Source organism: Fortiea contorta PCC 7126, assembly GCF_000332295.1.
GTDB classification, from domain to species: domain Bacteria; phylum Cyanobacteriota; class Cyanobacteriia; order Cyanobacteriales; family Nostocaceae; genus Fortiea; species Fortiea contorta.
This window is the reverse complement of sequence record NZ_KB235930.1, coordinates 2,023,859-2,044,416: the sequence shown is the minus strand read 5'-3', so window position 1 is coordinate 2,044,416 and position 20,558 is coordinate 2,023,859. Positions and strand designations below refer to the sequence as shown.

Genomic DNA, 20,558 nt, shown 5'->3' with positions numbered 1-20,558 from the left:
TCAGGGCAAATATTTTTGTACCACACTCCAACCAGTCCAAGACACCCAAGCAAAACCCATAAACAGCAGAATATTCACGCCCACATGCAAAGGTCTAGCCCAAGGTTTTCTCATCCCTATTTGCGTAGCACTGAAAGCAGAAAGCAAAACTAATACCACTACCATCAAGCCTGCAACTAAGTGCGATGATTGACCCAGAGTGCCAAAATGACCCAAAGTCCCCACAACACCAATTGCTAGCAGTAGCAGCACCAAACTAACCATGCTCAGACCAAGTGTATAGTGGAGCGATCGCACCCCTCGAATTCCCTGAGGAAATAGCGCCATCCCCGGAAGAGGGTGAGAAGTTCTCGCCCGCAACAGCCAAAAGCCACTGACCGCCAGCATTACATAAGCCAACAGAGCCAACCCCATCGACCAAGCAGCGATTTTCCACAACCACAGAAAAGAAGGCAAATTCATACCCATGATTTTACAGGAAATGCACGGAGTATGAGACATGAGGAATAAATCACAAAAAAGGCTGCTGAATTCAGCAACCTTCAGAGTTGAGTAAAATTGTTTTTTTATTCAACGGACACTAAACTAGCTATTGTCAATGGTTTTGTTGTATCTCCAGCTTTTGTATTAATTGGCGGTACCAATGGTTTTTTATTGATTGAGTCTATTGTTGCTTCTGAGTCCGTATTTAACTCATAAGTCATAGGCTCTTTGATTACAAGGCGATCGCACGAAATCTTATCCGATAAAATAGCACTTGCCATCATCCCGGTATGAATCTCCATTTGGGCTACTTGCGGAGCTTCAAACACGAGGCGCTGTCCAGGAAAAACAACTCTTTCAAAATACCAATTGGGAATATTGGAGATGCGGGCCACCTGAATTTTGCTCGTGGCATTAACGTAGCAGCAGAGAACTGTCTCTGATTGCTCAGGTGGTAGAGGATCTAATATTTGAGCCATAACTGCTGAGGAGCTTTACGCCACAATTTTACATTACACTTGCAAAACTAACACCTGGTGATCCCCACAAGCTGTAACTCCGACTACCAACTGCACTTTTCTGCATTATTTATGTCTAAAGATATGTATTGGAATATCAAAATTTGATAAACACTTACGCATTTCCAAGGATTATACAATATAACTGAATTTTTTGGATATTTGTTCTCTGATAAATCAGCTTTAGCTGACGAAGAAATATCTTGAGGTAGAAAGCATGGTGATGATTTCCCTACTTCACCTCGACAAAGATGAGGCGTTTTGATTTCGTTAATCAGGGAAAGAATCGCTGGGGATCATCGCTTAAGGAATAAACTCAATGCTATGGTAAAGCTATATGAAAATTATCTTCATAAACCCGATTTCGTAGATGTTATACGTAATTGCCTACAAAGCAATTTTCAGTGATCCCACGGTAATCTAAGGGAGGTCAAGCGGTATCAATAATCAAGTGAGATGTCAAGAGCGATCGTGGTAGAGAAAAACACCCACAACCGCAGTAAATTTAAAACAAGATATTTTTTCTTTCCCCAACAAAACGGCAAGATGGAAAATCGAATTCTGTATGTTCGCCTTCCTTGCAACCCCATCTTTCCTATTGGGGTTGTCTACCTCAGTGACCATGTACACAAGCAATTTCCCAGCATCGAACAGCGTATCTTCGATTTGGGAACAGTTGCACCTCTAGACTATGCTTCTGCGTTAGACCGCTGCATTGATGAATTTCAGCCCACACTCCTAGTATTTTCTTGGCGGGATATTCAAATTTATGCCCCAGTGGGCGGGCGCGGTGGAAATCCCCTACAAAACGCCTTTGAATTTTACTATGCCAAAAATCCCTTCATCAAACTACGGGGCGCATTCGGTGGGTTGCGAATCTTCATCGCTTATTATGTAGAGCTATGGCGTAATCTAGGCTTGATTAAGCGGGGTTTGAAACGAGCGCAAAAATATCATGCTCCAGCCCGTGCAGTTGTGGGCGGTGGTGCAGTCAGCGTATTTTATGAACAGTTGGGAAAAAGCTTACCACCGGGCACAATCATTTCTGTGGGTGAAGGCGAAACCCTTCTAGGAAAACTCTTAAGTGGTCAAGAGTTTCGAGATGAGCGCTGTTATGTTGTGGGAGAAAATCAACCCCGCCAACGACTCATCCACGAACAACCTACCCCACTGGAAAAAACCGCCTGCAATTACGACTACATAGAAACCATCTGGCCGGAATTTAACTATTACCTGCAAGAACAAGACTTTTATATTGGTGTCCAAACCAAGCGTGGTTGTCCCCACAACTGCTGCTATTGTGTTTACACAGTTGTTGAAGGTAAACAGGTACGCATTAATCCAGCCGATGAAGTCGTTGCCGAGATGCGACAATTATACGATCGCGGCGTTCGCAATTTCTGGTTTACCGACGCCCAATTCATCCCCGCCCGTAAATTCATCGATGATGCTGTCGAACTTTTACAAAAAATCGTTGATTCTGGAATGACAGACATCCACTGGGCAGCATACATCAGAGCCGACAACCTGACGCCAGAGTTGTGTAAATTGATGGCAAAAACCGGGATGAACTACTTTGAAATCGGTATTACCAGCGGCTCTCAAGAACTCGTGCGGAAAATGCGGATGGGATACAACCTCCGCACAGTTTTGCAAAATTGTCGTGATTTAAAAGCCGCTGGTTTTAATGATTTAGTTTCCGTCAATTATTCCTTTAACGTCATTGACGAACGCCCCGAAACCATACGCCAAACCATCGCTTACCACCGCGAACTAGAAAGGATTTTTGGCGCAGATAAAGTCGAGCCGGCAATCTTCTTTATTGGACTGCAACCCCATACCCACTTAGAAGATTATGCATTCAAACAAGGCATCCTCAAACCAGGGTATGATCCTATGAGTTTGATGCCGTGGACAGCAAAAAAACTCCTTTGGAATCCTGAACCCTTAGGTTCATTCTTTGGTGAAGTCTGCTTGCAAGCTTGGCAACAAAACCCCAACGACTTTGGGCGGGAAGTGATGAAAATCTTAGAAGCAAGATTAGGTTGTGCTGATTTAGAAGCAGCACTATCTGCACCAATGGAAACAAAAGAGAAACAGTTGGTGAGGGCGTCATAAAATACGCGACTGGGGCGTAGGGGAGCCAGTTGCACTCAGAAGGGTACGAGCGCCAGTCCGCAAAAATCAAATATTAATTTTGCATTTTGAATTGTTTGTCTCCCCCACTCCCCTTGTGCGGTTAGTTTCAAAACATCTTCATATCATGTTACAAGGTTCCATCCTCCAACAGCTCCAAGCAGCCCACCACCACAGCACCAGACCGATTCGATTCGGAGTGTACTATAAAAATACCTTAGTCGCCCTGTGTCATGCCTTAGAAGACCAAATCTTAGCCGATGATGCCGCACCTTTGGTAATTACCGCCTTCCAACAGGGTAAATGGTATTTGCAAGAAGCAGAAAGATATGCAGATATTGCCAAGCACAGCCTTGGAGTTACAATCATGGCTGCTCCTGATGCTGGTTTTGCAGAACACCCCACCAGCCTTTTACCCAACGTAGACTTAGTAGCATTAGACCCAGCCGACCCCGTAGCGCAGGAATGGCACTTGATGATTCTGTCGTCCTCATACACAGCAATGGTAATTTGTCAAGAATTGTCAGAGGCTGATTATGGCAGCGCTGGGCTACCCGCGTCAGACATAGAGCGAAAATTTTATGGATTGTGGACATTCGAGCCAGAGTTAGTCAGAGAAACAACAGAATTAGCGATCGCTCACATCCAAAAATATCACCCAGAACTAGCAACCAAACTCACCGCCCAGAAAAACTCCATTCTGCCGAATTTGGCAACATCAACAACATTAGGTACAGTCGTCTCCCGTGTAGTCGATTACCTCCAGACAGGACAAGAAAATTTGTCCATCCCCACAGCACCCCGCCAACAAATCCTTGATCGCAACTTGGTTTCCAACGAAATTCAAGCATTTTTGCGGATGGCGCAACTAATGGATCTAGCAGACATCAATAACCCAAAGGCTGCAGCCGAAGTCGTCGCCCTCACCGAGACAATGGCACAGCTTTTAGATCTTCCCGCATGGCAAATCAAGAGATTACGTCTAGCGGCATTATTACATCGCATAGATCCACTACAAAAAGCAGAGAGCCTCCTCACTCCCGGTACATCCACACGCTACCAAGAAGACGCCCCCAGTTGTCCCCTAAGTTGTCCCCTAGTACCAGGGGCACAGGTATTGCGAACCATGCCACGATTAAGAGCGATCGCTCAAATCATCACCCATCAAACAGAGTGGTGGGATGGTACAGGAGAACCAGCAGGTTTAACAGGTGACGAAATTCCCTTGGAATCAAGAATTTTAGCCCTCGCAGCACATTTTCAATTTCGAGTCAATCAGTACAAATCATCCTCATTCAATCGAGAAGAAATATTTACTCAAGTCCTAGATGAATGCAGACAACAACAATCAACCCGCTTTGACCCTAAACTGATAGATACCCTAACTTTATTAGTCATGGGTTTACAACAGGGATTAGATTTACCCTTGATAGAAACCAAAGTCAGCACAGGCATGTGGTTAATAGATTCTCGCTGGGATAGCCACAGCAAAACTAATGAAGAAATTAGTACCAACCTCAAATGAATATCGAAGCCATTAAATCAGGACACCTCAAACAACTCCCAGGCGCAAATTTAGAAGACGAAGAACTCTCCCAACTAGACTTAAGCCGCATCAACCTTGCGGGTGCTACTCTTGTTGGTACTAATTTAGCTGGTTCCAAACTCGAAGGCGGACATTTAGAGGGAGCGAATTTAATGGGCGCGAACCTCCAAGCAGCTAACTTGCGGGCGAACCTCATGGGCGCGAACTTAATGCAAGCAGATTTAACAGGTGCTGACTTACGGGGTAGCAATTTGCGCGGCGCTAACTTCATGGGTGCGACACTTAGCGGCGTATCTTTAGCAGGCGCTTTCTTGAGTGGCGCAAATTTGATGAACGCCAACTTACAAGGCGTTGACTTACGAAGTGCTGACCTGCGCGGTGCTAACCTCACCGGCGCCAACCTCAAAGGTACAGACTTGAGTCATACAGATTTGCAAGGAGCGTTATTAAGTCAATCTAATCTTGAAGAAGCCGACTTACGGGGGGCGAATTTAGCAGGAGCGAATTTGACAGGCGCGAATTTACTCTGTGCAGAGTTAGAAGGTGCGAATTTGAGCGGCGTTAATTTTGATAGAGCATGTTTGGTAGGAACAATTGCTGCAAACACGGTTTAACCGAATAGCTAGTCTCTAGCCCCTAATTCCTAGCCCCTAACCTCCAAGAAACGCTATCAGACTTTCGGAAAAAGCTGCATATCAGTTCCCCAGCGCCGTTAGGTTCAAATGGCAAAATAGTTCCGTCTCGCGTAACTTTCACCATAGTGCGACAGTTATAAATCTCCAACGGTTTTTTCTCCCCATCTACACTCACAACGGCTCGATATTCCCAATAATTTTTGGCACTGCGGTTAATCCTCACAATGCAAATTCTGTGACTACCATGATTACGACATACAGACGCAGAAGCCTGCGGCGTCACAGAGTAAAACAGCATCACTAGCAACACCAAAACCCAACATTTACCCATATTTATACACGTTGCCTTCCTCGCATCCACAAAGCTAATACACTCATAAACAAAACCCCCATCACCCCTTGTAAAGGGTTCTGATTGACGCCAATAATCCAATCAGGAACTTTACCAGAATATTTAATTAATCCGCCAACATTAATAATGTAGTAACCACATACCAAACCACCGTGCAGACCAATTGGCAAGCCCAAGCGCCCGCCACGCCAGCGTTTTCCCCATACTTGCGTTAGTCCTAGCAATACCAAAGCAGGAAATTGTGGTAATGTGTGAATGATTGCCGCTAATGGCTTAATAAAGTGCAATGCTGCAAAAGTAATAGCATTTGTCCACAACGCTACACGCGGACTATAGTCTTTTTGCAACTCATTTAATAGCCAGCCCCTAAATAATAATTCCTCAGCAAAACCAACACCAAAACCTACTATTAAACCTTCCAAAATTACTTTAATTAAAGAAATGTTTGGTTGTTGCCAAAATAGCCAGCCAAAATAACTTTCTACTCCAAAGAGGATGAAAATATTAATTATTCCCATCACAAAACCAGACAACAGTTCTATCCCGTTGCGCCGTGTGATTTCCAAGCCATAAACTCGCAAAATATGGGGTTTTTTGTAAATGTATTTACCCCATAGCTTTAGCAAAATAATGAATTCTACATATAGCAATACAATTGTTAAAATACTGACTAAATTGGCATCAGCTATTAGTAGATAAATAGGTACGGCAAATGGCAGCCATACCAATAATAAAATCAAAATAAAACAACCCAGCCTGATCGGGGCGGGGCGTTGAGCTAAATGCACAAGGTTAATTTTCATACCAAATAAGTCAACAATCAACGGTCAATACTCCCAACTCTTGATTCTTGACCAAGGAAGACTTATCCGTAGGGTCAATCCAAAATCCGTCTGAAAAAATTAGACGGGACGAAAACCGACACCGCCTACTTTTGGCAAAATCTAAAATCCACAACTGTCTATTCATCAGGCTCAATCGTGCTGCTCAAACCATGACCTTTGAGAGTTTCGCAATAGAACTCGGCATGTTCTTGAGCACAAGTAATTACTAAAGCTATCCCATTAGTATGGGCTTCCATCATGATGCTAACAGCTTGGGGCTGGGTAAGGCTGGGCACTGTTGTCAGTAGCGCTTGCACCACATGCTCCATAGAGTTGTAGTCGTCATTATGAAGCAAAACGCGATACCGAGGCGCTAGCTTGCGGGAGGTGGAACGCTTCTCAATGGTTTCGACTGACACTGCTCTGTGCTCTTTTTTTATTTACTACAAAAAAGTTCCTATTTAGCGATCGCTTAATAGTTATTAACCTAATCACTCACCTATTTTAGAGCATTTTTGCAGAAATGCTACTTGTGGAAAATCATTTACCGCTTGGCTTGCGGTGTAATCAGGTCAAAAAATAACTGAGAAACAATCCGTCAGCTACACTACCAGTTGACGATGCTACTTTAATTTTGCCACACCCCAAAGTTAGCGTAGCTCATTCTCAGTTTTACAATTAAGAAAACTGTTATACAATTCTTGCCGCTGCGCTAACCGAAGCAATTATGGATACAAGCAGACAATTTCAACCAGGACAAATAGTGTCTTTGGAGCACAGCGACAAGAATCTGTATGCTGAAGTCATTCAGGTTGTAGTTTCCCGCCAGTTGTGCTGGGTGCGTCCTTTATTCCTAGCCACCTTTACTGCTGTACCACCGCTAATCACCGACCTACGTGATGCTTCTGATTTGCTTTGGCCTACCCAATTGTTTCGACCAGCTTTCGATACAGAAGTAATCATGCTGTGGAGTCAGGTATTGACAAAGGAATCGAAACCTGAAACGGATTTAGCCATCAAGCAGCAACTCCATCAATTTATTCAGCAAGTTTGGCAAGGGTATCAACAGAGACTAGAGATGAAGGATTAAGAGCTAAGGATGAAAAATTCAGGAATTAATCAGAAAAACTTTCATCTAACCCCTAACCCCTACCCCCTCGTAACGAATTCCAGCATCTTTGAGGCGTCGAATAGCTTCATGCATCCGCTGATCTGGAACTGTTAAGGCGATGCGGAAAAAGCCTTCGCCCGCTGCGCCGTAGCCATTACCTGGAGGCACAAGTATTCCACATTTGTCAAGTAGTAAGGTCACAAATTCCGTTGAAGAATATCCTGGAGGAACGGGTACCCAAATATAAAGGGTTGCTTTTGGTGGGGTAATTTTCCAGCCCAGAGATTGTAATCCTTGGACTATGATGTCACGGCGATTTTGGTAAATTGAGACTACAGATGCTAGTTCTGCTGGACTGGTACGATAAGCAGCGATCGCTGCTCTTTGAATCGCCTTAAATATCCCAGAATCAACATTACTTTTTACTTGGGTCAAGCCTTGAATGCCGATGCTATTCCCCGCTACAAATCCCACCCGCCAGCCTGTCATATTACAGGATTTAGACAAACTATGAAACTCAATCGCCACATCCTTAGCATCGGGAACTTGCAGTACACTTGGCGGTTTGTAGCCATCATAAGCCATCTCTGAGTACGCATGGTCGTGACACAGCAAAATATCATATTGCTTACAGAAAGCCACCAATTCCTCAAAAAACTCTAGTGTTGCTATTGCTCCAGTCGGATTATTAGGATAGTTAATCCATAGTAATTTTGCTCGACGCGCCACTGCTTCCGGAATCGTGTTTAAATCTGGTAAAAAGCTGTTTTCTGCGTTTAAAGGCATCATGTAAGGCTCACCACCAGCAAACAAGGTCGCAGTCCGGTAGACGGGATAACCAGGATCTGGTATCAGCGTGTAATCTCCCGCTTCCACAAAGGCTAAGAAAGTATTGTGAATCGCTTCCTTTGAACCAATAGAACAAACAATTTCTGTATTTGGGTTCAGCTGTGTAACCCCGAATCGGTGTTCCATCCACTTTGCTGCTGCTTCCCGAAATTCTTGCGTACCTTGATAGGGCGGATAGTTGTGAGTAGAAGCGTCATCAATTGCCCCATGCATCGCCTGCAGTATATCATTAGGAGTTGGTTGATCTGGGTCGCCTACAGCCAAATTGATGATATCTACTCCCTGGGTGACGAGTTCATTCTGTTTACGGTTAAGTTCAGCAAACAGATAGGGAGGAATTTTTTCTAGGCGTTTAGCGAAATGCATGGCGACTTACTACTAATGCAAATTGTGAATGCTCATTAGCACAGTTTACGCCAGGCTAGGTAACTAATATAGTCAAACTCACAGAAAAACACCAGCAATAGTATTGCATTAGTTATGACCGCCGCTGTTTTTCTCAAAAATGTTAATTATTTTGAAGCTTAATGGCTTTACTTTTATTCACGAAATATCAATTATCCCAGGCTGGGAACTAACTTGATGCGACCTGCGTCCATCTCTGCCATTAGTAATTCCAATGCTTCATAGTCAACATCAGATATATAACCCATTTCTGTCAATTCAAAGTTGATTTCATTTTCTATCTCTGGGGTTAATTTTTTAATATCGAGAGCTTTTTCTACTAATTGCCGAATCACATATCTAGTTTTCATAATAAATAAACCTATTGTATGTAATACTAATTATCCAAGATAAACTTTGGTATAAATAGTGATCCAAATACCCATGCTATAGTGATCTAGATCACAATATAATCAAGCATATAGTCTGTTACTAACTTCGTTCTTGACGATTTACAAAGATTAGTTTCCAGATACTTTCCCAATCTTTTATTTTCAGCTTCATCAGCTTGAACCGTAGGTTACGCGGATCATTTGAGTGTAGTTACGGTGCGGTTGGTCAGCTTTTTGAGTAGCTATGTTGATTGTTTTTTAACTGAGAATAAAAAAAAGTATATAAGAATACATTTTAAGTTGCATTTATGACAATCTTTAAACAGAGGTATCAAAGCAATAAAGATTCAGCAAAGTGACCTAATACGAATGGTCGATGCTATCAGAAACAGATTATGTTCAAATACATCATAAGCTTTATGGTTTGATAAATTGAGTTAGGATGTAATTATGCAAGTCGTTCTTCAGATTCCAAAAATTACAGTTATTCGTCCCCACGGTTGTCTTAATGCCACTAACGCTTTGGAATTAGAGCGAGATTTGACAACAGCACTGGCACAGGACGAGATATCAATCTTGGTAGTGAATTTAGCCAAGGTAGAATCTTTAGACAGTGCAGGTTTAATGGCCCTCGTGTCTACGCTGAAGCTGTCCATGAAGTTAGGAAAAACACTAAGACTCTGTTCCGTGTCTCCTGCATTGAGAATAATTTTTGAACTGACGCAGCTTGACGATGTGTTCGAGATCTGGGAGAGCGAACCCGAATTGGCAATTGCCCAGCTAGCATGATTATTTGGGGGTTATACCCCCGCATACCTGGGCTGAGTGAGCACTTACGTAAAAGAATTATAAGTTGCAGTCAACAACTCTGTAGAAAGAGCTAATCAATGCTAATGTTGAAATTGAATAGCTGTAATTAAGGTAGCTAGAAGATAGCACAGTGGTTGTTGCAGTTGAAAAATTAATCACACCGGATATTTTAAAGCCAGCACGTTACCTGGGTAACGAACGCCTAGCAGTACATAAACCTTGGGATACGGCAGCTATACGATGGGTTTTAACTTACCCAGAGATATATGAGGTCGGAGCTTCCAATTTAGGGCATGTCATCTTATATAACATCTTGAATGCCCAACCACGACAGTTATGCGATCGCGCGTACCTACCTGGGACAGACTTGGCGGACAAATTACGCGCCACCAGTACACCGCTGTTTGCGGTAGAGTCAAAGCGATCGCTTCGAGAATTTGATATCTTAGGCTTCAGCCTCAGCTACGAACTGGGAGCAACCAACATCTTGGAAATGTTGGATTTGGCTGGAATACCTTTAACATGGCGAGAACGGCAACAACAAGCAAAAACAAATGAGGGAGTAATAAAAAAAGATGAAGGCAATTTTGCCTTATCCACCTCAACTCCCTCATCTTCTTTTCCCCTAATTTTTGCGGGTGGACAAACGGCGACATCCAATCCCGAACCCTACACTGACTTCTTTGACTTTTTTGCTCTGGGAGATGGCGAAGAACTATTACCAGAAATTGGACTGGTATTAGAACAAGGTAAGCAAGCAGGATTCAGCCGCCAACAAATATTACTGGATTTGGCACAAATACCAGGGGTATATGTCCCCCAGTTTTATGATATGGCTGCGGATGGCTCAATTCATCCCCATCGCCCAGATGTGCCAAAAAGGATTGTCCGGCGAGTTGCTACCCCCATACCAGCTTATTCCGTCGGTTTAGTTCCATACGTGGAGACAGTGCACGATCGCCTGACAATCGAAATTCGCCGTGGTTGCACTCGCGGTTGTCGCTTTTGTCAACCAGGAATGCTCACCCGCCCCGCACGGGATGTAGAACCTCAAAAGGTGGTGGAAGCTATTGAACAGGGAATGCGGGCGACTGGTTACAATGAATTTTCTTTGTTATCTCTGAGTTGTTCTGATTATTTATCTCTACCAGCGGTGGGGATGGAAATTAAAAACAGGTTAAAAAATGAAAATATTTCTTTAACTCTCCCCAGCCAACGGGTAGACAGATTTGACGAAAATATCGCTAACATCTTGGGTGGTACACGGCAAGGAGGATTGACTTTTGCTCCAGAAGCTGGTACGCAAAGAATGCGGGATATAGTCAATAAAGGTTTGACTAATGAAGAACTGCTGCGGGGTGTGAAAACAGCGTGGGAAAAAGGTTGGGATAAAATTAAGTTATATTTTATGATCGGCTTACCAGGGGAAACAGATGCAGATGTTATGGGCATCGCCGAAACGGTAAGCTGGCTACAGCGCGAATGTCGGGGAAAAGGCAGAAAACCCCTAAACTTTAACTTGACAATTTCTAACTTTACGCCCAAGCCCCATACGCCATTTCAATGGCACTCAGTTTCTACCGCTGAGTTTCGGCGCAAGCAAAAGCTACTCAGGCAAGAATTTCGCTCAATTAAAAACGTGAAAGTAAATTTCACTGATGTCCGGATTTCAGCAATGGAGGATTTTATTGGTAGGGGCGATCGCAATTTAGGAAAAGTGCTGCATCGTGCTTGGGAATTGGGTGCAGGGATGGATTCCTGGTTTGACAACGTGGATCAGGCGTTTGCCGCTTGGGGGTCGGCGATCGCCCAGGCTGGTCTAGACTGGAAATACCGCCAAGTGGAAAATGGTGAGTGGAACATTATGGAGATGGGGAGAGAAAGCACACCCCACCACCCCAGCATCGACCCGCGCCTAGAAGCACCCCTACCTTGGGACCACATCGACACGGGAATCGATAAAAAGTGGCTCCAGCAAGACTTGCAACGCGCCATAGAAGCAGCCACAGTCCCAGATTGCTCGTTTGAGAGTTGTTCCCACTGTGGTGTCTGCGGGCCAGATTTCGGACACAATGTCGTCATCCCAGCACCTGCTGTGCCGCAATTCGCGGGTGAGTTTGTCCCCAACACCGCTAAAGTTCAACGGTTGCGTGTGTGGTTTGGTAAGCAAGGCGATATGGCTTTGGTGAGTCACTTGGATTTGATGCGCTTGTTTGATCGAGTCATGCGGCGAGCTAGTTTACCAATTGCTTTCACTGGCGGTTTTCATCCCAATCCTCGGATTGTCGTTGCTAGCGCCTTGGCTTTGGGAGCTACTAGCAGTGGTGAAATTGTCGATTTTGAATTAACTCAGTCTGTGGATGTGGAAAATTTCCGCGAATATCTGGCGCGGGAGTTACCCACAGACATACCCATATATAACGTGGTGCAACTGGATTTAAAAGATCCAGCCGCTAATCAAGTGATGACAGCCGCAGAGTATTTAATTACTGTGGCAGTAACTGGGGAGACTACGCCTGCACAATGGCCAGACTGGATTGATGCAATTACAGCTAGAGAGGAAATATTTTGGGAGCAAATTACTAAGTCAGGTAAACGCCAATTGATAAATCTGCGCGATCGCTTGTTTGAGTTAGAATTAATCACCGCCAATAACACTCAAACCGAGTCTACAGCGGTTGTGCGTTATCTGGGTAGCTCTCGTCTTGACGGCGTACTCTTGCGTCCTGAACAAATCCTGTTTATGCTAAAAACAGTGGCAAGTGCAGAATTTCATCTCTTGCACATTCACCGCAATCGGCTATTGTTGGGGATATAATCCCTAAAAGGCAACTTGCTAGTAGTTGTCCTCATGTGGCACATGATAAGAATTGATTTTTAGCAAGGTTGCGTTAGAATGGGGTGAAGAGAAATTTTCTGGCGCTGCATTGAATCAACTGGTTCACTACCCTGGTACTCAGGGAGCAAAAGCAAGATATTAGAGTGCAAATTCTCGGATTTTATCCCGGACAAACAGCAGGCAAACTCAAGAACACACTCTTTCTACAGCTAGAACTGTGAATCAGCAACTAACAGCAGCCTCCATCGGCTTCTCTAACTTTATGCTTTTTAAACAACTGCTAACTGTCTAATCCCCAGATGGAAAAGGCATAGCAGCAAAAATCAACTACAGACGGTTGATTGAATTGCTTAAACAATATGCAGCCGTTTTGGAATAATTAGCCGTGTAAACGCTTTCATCAGCGTTAATAGGTTTTTAACTTCGAGCCTAGATTCGTATTTTTGATTACCAGCAGCGCCTATTCGTGGCTCAGTAGGGGCGAGAGGTATAACAAAGCTCCTAATCCCCGTTGGTGCTGCCAATTTTTGAGGGAATTGAATGCCAAAACAAATTATTATCGCGGAACAGCATCAAATTGCTGCAGTCTTTTCGGAAGATCAAATACAAGAACTCGTAGTAGCTACAGGCCATCACCAAATTGGTGATATTTACTTAGGAGTAGTAGAAAATGTACTACCTGGGATAGATGCGGCTTTTGTTAACATTGGTGATCCAGAGCGCAATGGGTTTATTCATGTAACCGACTTGGGGCCATTAAAGCTCAAGCGCACGGCTGCAGCCATCACAGAACTTTTAGCACCGCAACAAAAAGTGTTGGTGCAGGTGATGAAAGAGCCAACGGGAACCAAAGGCCCAAGACTGACAGGTAATATTACTTTACCTGGGCGTTATGTGGTGCTCATGCCCTACGGCAGGGGTGTAAACTTGTCACGGCGGATTAAAAGTGAAAGTGAGCGCAATCGCTTGCGAGCACTGGCGATTTTAATCAAACCTGCAGGGATGGGTTTACTGGTGCGTACCGAAGCAGAAGGTAAGCCAGAAGAGGCGATTATTGAAGACTTAGAAGTACTACAAAAGCAATGGGAAGCGATTCAACAAGAAGCTCACTCTACACGCGCACCAGCGTTACTTAACCGGGATGATGACTTTATCCAGCGAGTGTTGCGGGATATGTACGGTGCGGATGTGAACCGAATTGTGGTTGATTCCAGCACTGGTTTAAAGCGAGTTAAGCAATATTTGCAGAATTGGAGTGGGGGTCAGACACCGCAGGGATTGTTGATTGATCATCACCGCGATCGCTCACCAATTTTAGAATACTTCCGGATCAATGCCGCTATTCGTGAAGCTCTCAAACCAAGAGTAGATTTGCCTTCTGGCGGATATATCATCATTGAACCGACAGAAGCATTAACTGTAATTGATGTCAACTCTGGTTCCTTCACGCGATCAGCAACCGCCAGAGAAACGGTGTTGTGGACAAACTGTGAAGCGGCTACAGAAATTGCGCGCCAGTTACGTCTGCGGAACATTGCTGGGGTAATTGTCGTTGATTTTATTGATATGGAATCAAGACGTGACCAGCTACAAGTCTTAGAACATTTTAATAAAGCCCTGAAAGCAGACAAAGCTCGTCCGCAAATTGCTCAACTCACCGAACTGGGTCTAGTAGAACTTACCCGCAAGCGCCAAGGTCAAAATATTTACGAATTATTTGGCGAAACTTGCCCGACTTGCGGTGGTTTAGGGCATACTGTACGATTGCCTGGAGAAAACGAAAGCCGATTACCAACACCCCCAGAAATACCAGACCGTTTTGTCTCTCCACCCCATAGAGAACCGCGTTTACCAGTTACTGCTCGCATTCCAGAACCACGAGAAGCTTATGATCCATTTAGTGAAGCTTTCGACACCGAAGCTGATAATGGTGCATTGAATCTTGTCAATCATCCCAGCTATCAAGAAATAGGCGACAACAAGCGCCGCACCCGCACCCGTCGCAGTCGTATTGGTATAAATGGAGTCAACGGCAAAGATGAATCAAGAGTGACTCCCCATCCGCAAGTTTTTGTGAACGAACCAGATTTAGACTTGGATGGAGACAACGATTTAGTCGCCGCACCAGAGATACCTGCACCTAATATTGGTAAACCTACTTGGACGGACAGAGGAGAGCGGACTAAAATTACCAAGGTAGAGCCAGTCAAACCAGTAGTAGAGCCACCGGAAATACGCACTGTAGAAATGACGCTGCCAGAACAGGATATATTTGCTCTGATGGGAATCTCTCCTTTGGTTAAGTTAGATCGGGAAGTGAAAAATCCCAAATCTGTGATCGTTAATATTGTTCAGCCAGGACAAACCCCAGCAGCGCCCAGTGAATCGATTACAGACGCACCTGTTTTGGAAAAAACTAGCAACGAAGTTGTTGCAGTGAAGACACCCATATTAAAAGTTGAACCGGAACCGAAATCTATACCCGAACCAATTGTAGAATTATCGGATCTGGCATCAATTGCAGATGAACATGAAGTAAATAGCGCTACCGCTGCTAGCCGTCGCCGTCGCCGTCGTTCTTCTGCGGCGGATGGTACTGCTGAGGAAAGTTAACTGTTTTTATGGCAAGGACAAAGCAGACTGAGGCAATTTGGTCAAATTTACTTATTAGCGAGTCCAGTTGGCTGGAGTTATCGGTTTTATCAGGTATTTCTGGTATGGCTGGTGTGGATGAAGTAGGGCGAGGTGCTCTATTTGGCCCCGTAGTAGCGGCAGCAGTGATACTACCAGATGATGCTTGGCCAAAACTGATAGCAGCTGAAATTAAGGATAGTAAAAAGCTGTCTAGCTTTCGTAGAACTCACCTAGCCCAGCAAATCTGTACTCTAGCAATCGATTGGAAAATAGGATACGCTTCTACTGCGGAAATTGACCAGATAAACATTTTGCAGGCAACATTGTTAGCGATGAAGCGGGCTGTACTTAAGCTGAGAGTACAGCCTGCGATATGCTTGATTGATGGCAATCAGTTCGTCAAGGACTTACCACTGCCGCAACAAACAATAGTTAAGGGAGATGAGCGATCGCTTACCATCGCTGCTGCTAGTATTGTGGCTAAAGTTTGGCGTGATGATTTGGTGTTGCGTCTAGCATCCAAGTATCCCATGTACGCACTAGAGCGCAACAAAGGTTATGGTAGCCCTCAGCATTTGCTAGCTTTGCAACAATACGGCCCCTCGCCTTTGCATCGTCAGTCCTTTCGTCCTTGCCAAATTCAGTGCAGAGTTACAAGTAAGTAAAAATTATTGGTGTTGCTGAATCCTAGTATGAATTTGATCATGGAGACACAAGTTTTATATCTCCATATCAGTTCTGATACATTTAATCAGCAACGCCAAGTTATTCTAGATTGAGGATTGGTAATTCTGTACCGCCCTCCCTGTGGGAGCTTTCCTGCGTTTGCGATATCACCCAGTAGCGATAATCGGCTAAAAGTTGATGTAGTAATCGTTGCTTCACTGTCAACAAAACACTTTTGAGTAAGCTATTGCCAGTGGCTTCTAAAATTGGTTTGGGAGTGAAGATCAAAGGCAGTGGTAGCTCGACTTGGACTTGTAAATCGGCTCTTCCTTGCAGGCGAGTTCCAGCACTCAACTGATAAGGAGATAAATGCCCTTTTAAATCTAAAGCAAAACGTTGGTTGATATACTCAAAACCCAATATTTCGCAACCGACTGAACGTAAATAAATCGTGCCATTTGCTTCTGCCCATACTCTCATGTCTACGGTAGGTTGAATACTCAACGACATAAAAGTCAGAGGACGCATTTTTAACCGAAATACTTCCTCAGAAAGGGGCTGAATGCGGCTGGTGTCAACCAAAGCGTTTACTAAACGTTGGGGTTGTCGCAAGTAGTGTTGAATAGGAATAGGCTGCTCTGGAACAGCGATTTCAACCGATTGCGAGGCAGTAAACCGGGTAGCCATGAGCGGATTAAAATGTGTGTTACTTAATTTTAATATTTTTTAACACTTTGGATTTAATAGTATTAAAGCTTAAACCCCACTGATTATAAAAATTATCGTGGCTTGTTAGCTAAAAACTTAGATAATTTGATGATTTACTATCTTTAGTCAGAGGAATTTAGATTATTAATTAAAGATTGACATAAGGCCAATAATATGCTTTTTATCAATCTATCAAATTAAACTTATCACTAAAGGTTGAAATCATGACCATAGCGATCGCACATTTAGGGCCACCCGGAACTTACGCTGAACAAGCAAGTATATTTTATGCAAACTGGCTTAGTAAAAATACTGAAATTAAAGGGAGATTATTTCCTTATCCAAGCATTGCTCAATCACTCCAAGCCGTTGCTCAAGGAGATGTCCAGTTAGCTGTCGTCCCTGTAGAAAATTCTGTCGAAGGTAGTGTAACAATGACAATGGATACACTGTGGCAGCTAGACAGTTTGCGAATCACGCTGGCTTTAATCATGCCGATTACTCATACGCTGATCTCCCGTGCCTCTAGTTTAGATGAAATTAAAACCGTTTATTCTCATCCTCAAGCTTTGGCTCAATGTCAAGGATGGTTGGGGCTATTTCTCCCCACTGTGCAATTGATTCCTTGCAATTCTACAACAGAAGCACTAGAGCGACTAGAATCGGATTTGACGATGGCGGCGATCGCTTCTAGCAGAGCTGCTCAACTTTATAATTTGCCCATACTAGCTAGCGGTATTAATGATTATCCCGAGAACTGTACTCGGTTTTGGGTGGTGAGTCACACCCAAGCAGAGACTGTAAACTACAAATTATTGAGCAATAATAGTCACACCTCAATAGCTTTTAGCGTACCCGCTAATATACCCGGAGCACTGGTCAAACCATTGCAAATATTTGCTCAGTTGGGAATCAATCTCAGTCGGATTGAATCTCGTCCAACTAAGCGCTCGCTTGGCGAATACTTATTCTTTCTGGACTTAGAAGCTGACGCTACGGATTCCCGAATAGAATATGCTTTGGCGCAGTTGGCTCCACATACAGAAATTTTAAAAATCTTTGGCAGTTATGGTATCTTGCCAATAGGGACTCTTGAATAATTAATGATTGGTCATTGGTTATTCATGAATAACCAATGACCAATCATTAATTCTAATTGAAGGTGTCTTTGAGAACTGTACGCGCTGCTAAATGATTGCGAGTAGAAGTCAAAATTTCTGATTCTCGTTCCAGACGAGCCACCGTGTCTCGCATTTCTAATAATGTCTGTTGTTCTGCCGCTACGTTATAAAGATTACTAGCCACCCAGTATGATAATTCTGTTGGCAAATCTGGTAAATCTTCTGGTAGTTCAATGTTTTGTTCAGTTAACTTCGCTGAGAGACGTACAACATCCCGCAGCAGTTGTTCTACTTCTATTGCTAGAGGACGTAAATCTTTAGAGGGTGGCTGGTCTTCAATCCACTCTACTAGACCGACACGATAGGGCTTTTCACGGACATATTCTAAAACGCGAAATCTTTGCTGTCCTAAAGTTAACATTTTGATGCGGTCATCAGGCAGCCTTTGATAATGAATAATTTCTGCACAACAACCAACATTGGCGATCGCATTTTTGCTTGGATCTACCATCAACACTCCGAACCTGCGATCGCTTTCCAAAATCGTGTTCATCATGATTCGGTAGCGAAATTCAAAGATATGTAGAGGTAATGGTCTGGTAGGAAACAGAACTACTTCAGGTAACGGGAACAGAGGTAGTTCACGGACTGCAATTTTAGAAGAGGATGCCATTGTTACCTTAGTATAAATTTAATCTTTAAAATTTATTCTTCTGTGCTTTTCCCGTACTTTGTCTACATTCTACCATCATGTTTTGCAGGTAATAAAAGACCTCAAGATAAATTTCTTTGAGGCTATGTCAATGTTTATACTGTTTAATTTGATTGGTCATTGGGACTATGGTCAGTCACCAATGACTCTGGAATCACTATAATTTGACTTCGATATCTACACCTGATGGTAAATCCAGTTTCATCAAAGCATCGATAGTTTTGGAAGATGGCTGATAGATGTCGATAATCCGGCGGTGGGTGCGGGTTTCAAAGTGTTCGCGGGAATCTTTATCTACGTGAGGAGACCGCAGCACGCAATATATTTTACGTTTCGTGGGTAAAGGAATCGGGCCTATGGCTGTGGCGTTAGTGCGGTTAGCTGTGTCTACGATCTTCTCGCAAGATGTATCTAGTAGACGACGGTCAAAGGCCTGTAAGCGAATTCTAATTTTCTGCTGCTGTAGAGTAGCCATCTTTAATTTTCCTGGTTCTGATTAATGAGGAGTGGGGAATAGGGAATTTAGGGAAGAGAAAGGAGCAGAGACGCATTTTTTCACCGCCTCTGCTCCTTGGTTATTAGGTTAAAAAGGTGCTATTTGATGATTTTGGAAACGACGCCAGCGCCGATTGTCCGACCACCTTCGCGGATAGCGAAACGCATTCCTTGTTCAATAGCGATCGCGTTGATCAATTCCACAGTGACTTTGATGCGATCGCCTGGCATCACCATTTCCACTGTAGCGCCATCATCAGCGGTGAAAGCTTTGATAGTACCGGTTACATCAGTTGTCCGTACGTAGAACTGAGGGCGGTAGCCAGCAAAAAATGGTGTTTTCCGACCACCTTCTTTTTCCGTCAACACGTATACTTCACCTTCAAACTCTAGGTGAGGCTTGATTGAACCAGGTTTGGCGATTACCATACCTCTTTCAATATCAGCTTTCTGGATACCCCGGAGTAGCACACCCGCGTTATCTCCAGCTAGACCTTCTTCGAGACTCTTCTTAAACATCTCGATCCCGGTGACGGTGGTGTTGCGGGTATCTTTAATACCCACCAATTCCACGTTATCACCGACTTTAACTTTACCCCGTTCAATCCGTCCGGTAGCGACTGTACCACGACCTGTGATTGAGAACACGTCTTCTACAGCCATGAGGAAGGGTTTATCTACATCCCGCTCTGGAGTGGGGATATAGGAATCTACAGCATCCATCAGTTCGTAGATTTTATCCACCCATTCATTTTCCCCTCTTTGAGTCTTGGGATTCTTGGTCATGGCTTCGAGCGCCTGTAGACCTGATCCTTTGACAATGGGAATATCGTCGCCAGGGAAATCGTAACTAGAGAGCAGTTCTCTGAGTTCTAGCTCTACTAGTTCTAACAATTCTGGGTCGTCCATCAAGTCTTCTTTGTTCAAGAAAACCACCAAGCTAGGAACACCCACCTGTTTTGCCAACAGGATGTGTTCGCGGGTTTGGGGCATGGGGCCATCAGTAGCCGCCACTACTAGGATACCGCCGTCCATTTGCGCCGCACCAGTGATCATGTTCTTCACATAGTCAGCGTGGCCTGGACAATCTACGTGAGCATAGTGCCGATTCGTGGTTTCATATTCCACGTGAGCGGTGTTAATGGTGATACCCCGCGCTTTTTCTTCTGGTGCGTTATCGATTTGATCGTAGCCTTTAGCTACAGCCTGACCGAGAGCCGCCAATGTCATAGTGATGGCTGCTGTCAAGGTAGTTTTACCGTGGTCAACGTGGCCAACTGTACCTATATTGATATGGGGTTTATTCCTTTCAAACTTTGCGCGTGCCATGAATCCTCATTTCC

20 protein-coding genes are annotated in these 20,558 nt (G+C 44.0%); 9 read left to right on the top strand and 11 right to left on the bottom strand.

The window, feature by feature from the left end:
* Positions 1-462, bottom strand: a complete 462-nt coding sequence (locus MIC7126_RS0109620) for a DUF4079 domain-containing protein (protein ID WP_026100145.1) — start codon at positions 460-462, stop codon at positions 1-3.
* Positions 463-566: 104 nt separating this feature from the next.
* Entirely contained in the window at positions 567-962 is a 396-nt protein-coding gene (locus MIC7126_RS0109615) for a DUF1830 domain-containing protein (protein ID WP_017652924.1), read from the bottom strand.
* A gap of 495 nt (positions 963-1,457) precedes the next feature.
* Between MIC7126_RS0109615 and MIC7126_RS0109610 the strand changes: the two genes are divergently transcribed.
* The 3 genes from MIC7126_RS0109610 to MIC7126_RS0109600 all read left to right on the top strand — a co-directional run bounded on the left by MIC7126_RS0109610 (position 1,458) and on the right by MIC7126_RS0109600 (position 5,297).
* Positions 1,458-3,119, top strand: coding sequence for a photosystem II high light acclimation radical SAM protein (locus tag MIC7126_RS0109610; RefSeq protein WP_017652923.1), 1,662 nt, complete (start codon positions 1,458-1,460; stop codon positions 3,117-3,119).
* Between the two features lie 145 nt (positions 3,120-3,264).
* Complete coding sequence (locus MIC7126_RS0109605) at positions 3,265-4,662, top strand: DICT sensory domain-containing protein (RefSeq protein WP_017652922.1); 1,398 nt, start codon at positions 3,265-3,267, stop codon at positions 4,660-4,662.
* Positions 4,659-5,297: a pentapeptide repeat-containing protein gene (locus tag MIC7126_RS0109600; RefSeq protein WP_017652921.1), complete on the top strand. Its 639-nt coding sequence runs from the start codon at positions 4,659-4,661 to the stop codon at positions 5,295-5,297. The genes MIC7126_RS0109605 and MIC7126_RS0109600 overlap by 4 nt, the downstream gene beginning before the upstream one ends.
* 22 nt (positions 5,298-5,319) lie before the next feature.
* Here MIC7126_RS0109600 and MIC7126_RS27340 read toward each other — a convergent pair whose 3' ends face one another.
* The 3 genes from MIC7126_RS27340 to clpS form a co-directional block, all read right to left on the bottom strand.
* The gene (locus MIC7126_RS27340) at positions 5,320-5,649 is read right to left on the bottom strand and encodes a hypothetical protein (protein WP_040629760.1); all 330 of its coding nucleotides are present in this window, start codon (positions 5,647-5,649) and stop codon (positions 5,320-5,322) included.
* Positions 5,650-5,651: 2 nt separating this feature from the next.
* The gene (locus MIC7126_RS0109595; protein WP_017652920.1) at positions 5,652-6,473 is read right to left on the bottom strand and encodes a CPBP family intramembrane glutamic endopeptidase; all 822 of its coding nucleotides are present in this window, start codon (positions 6,471-6,473) and stop codon (positions 5,652-5,654) included.
* Positions 6,474-6,631: 158 nt separating this feature from the next.
* Positions 6,632-6,913, bottom strand: coding sequence for an ATP-dependent Clp protease adapter ClpS (gene clpS / locus MIC7126_RS0109590; protein WP_026100144.1), 282 nt, complete (start codon positions 6,911-6,913; stop codon positions 6,632-6,634).
* A 308-nt stretch (positions 6,914-7,221) separates the two neighbouring features.
* Between clpS and MIC7126_RS0109585 the strand changes: the two genes are divergently transcribed.
* Positions 7,222-7,584: a hypothetical protein gene (locus MIC7126_RS0109585; RefSeq protein ID WP_017652918.1), complete on the top strand. Its 363-nt coding sequence runs from the start codon at positions 7,222-7,224 to the stop codon at positions 7,582-7,584.
* 45 nt (positions 7,585-7,629) lie between these two features.
* Here the strand turns inward: MIC7126_RS0109585 and MIC7126_RS0109580 are convergent, their stop codons facing one another.
* Together MIC7126_RS0109580 and MIC7126_RS0109575 are read right to left on the bottom strand one after the other, a co-directional pair.
* A complete protein-coding gene (locus MIC7126_RS0109580) occupies positions 7,630-8,820 on the bottom strand; it encodes a pyridoxal phosphate-dependent aminotransferase (RefSeq protein ID WP_017652917.1) in 1,191 nt (396 codons plus the stop codon).
* 191 nt (positions 8,821-9,011) lie between these two features.
* Positions 9,012-9,209 carry a hypothetical protein gene (locus MIC7126_RS0109575; RefSeq protein WP_017652916.1) on the bottom strand — a complete coding sequence of 66 codons (198 nt, stop codon included), beginning with the start codon at positions 9,207-9,209 and terminating at the stop codon, positions 9,012-9,014.
* A gap of 471 nt (positions 9,210-9,680) precedes the next feature.
* On the opposite strand from MIC7126_RS0109575, the gene MIC7126_RS0109570 reads away from it, so the two are divergent.
* The 4 genes from MIC7126_RS0109570 to MIC7126_RS0109555 all read left to right on the top strand — a co-directional run bounded on the left by MIC7126_RS0109570 (position 9,681) and on the right by MIC7126_RS0109555 (position 16,178).
* On the top strand, positions 9,681-10,019 hold the full coding sequence (locus tag MIC7126_RS0109570; protein ID WP_017652915.1) for an STAS domain-containing protein: 339 nt from the start codon (positions 9,681-9,683) through the stop codon (positions 10,017-10,019).
* A 151-nt stretch (positions 10,020-10,170) separates the two neighbouring features.
* On the top strand, positions 10,171-12,858 hold the full coding sequence (locus MIC7126_RS0109565; protein WP_017652914.1) for a TIGR03936 family radical SAM-associated protein: 2,688 nt from the start codon (positions 10,171-10,173) through the stop codon (positions 12,856-12,858).
* A 561-nt stretch (positions 12,859-13,419) separates the two neighbouring features.
* Positions 13,420-15,492 carry a ribonuclease E gene (gene rne, locus MIC7126_RS0109560; RefSeq protein WP_017652913.1) on the top strand — a complete coding sequence of 691 codons (2,073 nt, stop codon included), beginning with the start codon at positions 13,420-13,422 and terminating at the stop codon, positions 15,490-15,492.
* Positions 15,493-15,500: 8 nt separating this feature from the next.
* Positions 15,501-16,178, top strand: coding sequence for a ribonuclease HII (locus tag MIC7126_RS0109555; RefSeq protein ID WP_017652912.1), 678 nt, complete (start codon positions 15,501-15,503; stop codon positions 16,176-16,178).
* Positions 16,179-16,278: 100 nt separating this feature from the next.
* Here the strand turns inward: MIC7126_RS0109555 and MIC7126_RS0109550 are convergent, their stop codons facing one another.
* On the bottom strand, positions 16,279-16,866 hold the full coding sequence (locus tag MIC7126_RS0109550) for a DUF1997 domain-containing protein (protein ID WP_017652911.1): 588 nt from the start codon (positions 16,864-16,866) through the stop codon (positions 16,279-16,281).
* Positions 16,867-17,111: 245 nt separating this feature from the next.
* On the opposite strand from MIC7126_RS0109550, the gene pheA reads away from it, so the two are divergent.
* Complete coding sequence (gene pheA, locus MIC7126_RS0109545) at positions 17,112-17,987, top strand: prephenate dehydratase (protein ID WP_017652910.1); 876 nt, start codon at positions 17,112-17,114, stop codon at positions 17,985-17,987.
* Between the two features lie 52 nt (positions 17,988-18,039).
* On the opposite strand, the gene MIC7126_RS0109540 is transcribed toward pheA, so the two are convergent.
* The 3 genes from MIC7126_RS0109540 to tuf all read right to left on the bottom strand — a co-directional run bounded on the left by MIC7126_RS0109540 (position 18,040) and on the right by tuf (position 20,544).
* A complete protein-coding gene (locus MIC7126_RS0109540) occupies positions 18,040-18,681 on the bottom strand; it encodes an LON peptidase substrate-binding domain-containing protein (protein WP_017652909.1) in 642 nt (213 codons plus the stop codon).
* Between the two features lie 196 nt (positions 18,682-18,877).
* Positions 18,878-19,195, bottom strand: a complete 318-nt coding sequence (gene rpsJ / locus MIC7126_RS0109535) for a 30S ribosomal protein S10 (protein ID WP_010998474.1) — start codon at positions 19,193-19,195, stop codon at positions 18,878-18,880.
* Positions 19,196-19,314: 119 nt separating this feature from the next.
* Positions 19,315-20,544 carry an elongation factor Tu gene (gene tuf, locus MIC7126_RS0109530; protein WP_017652908.1) on the bottom strand — a complete coding sequence of 410 codons (1,230 nt, stop codon included), beginning with the start codon at positions 20,542-20,544 and terminating at the stop codon, positions 19,315-19,317.
* Positions 20,545-20,558 lie beyond the last annotated feature (14 nt).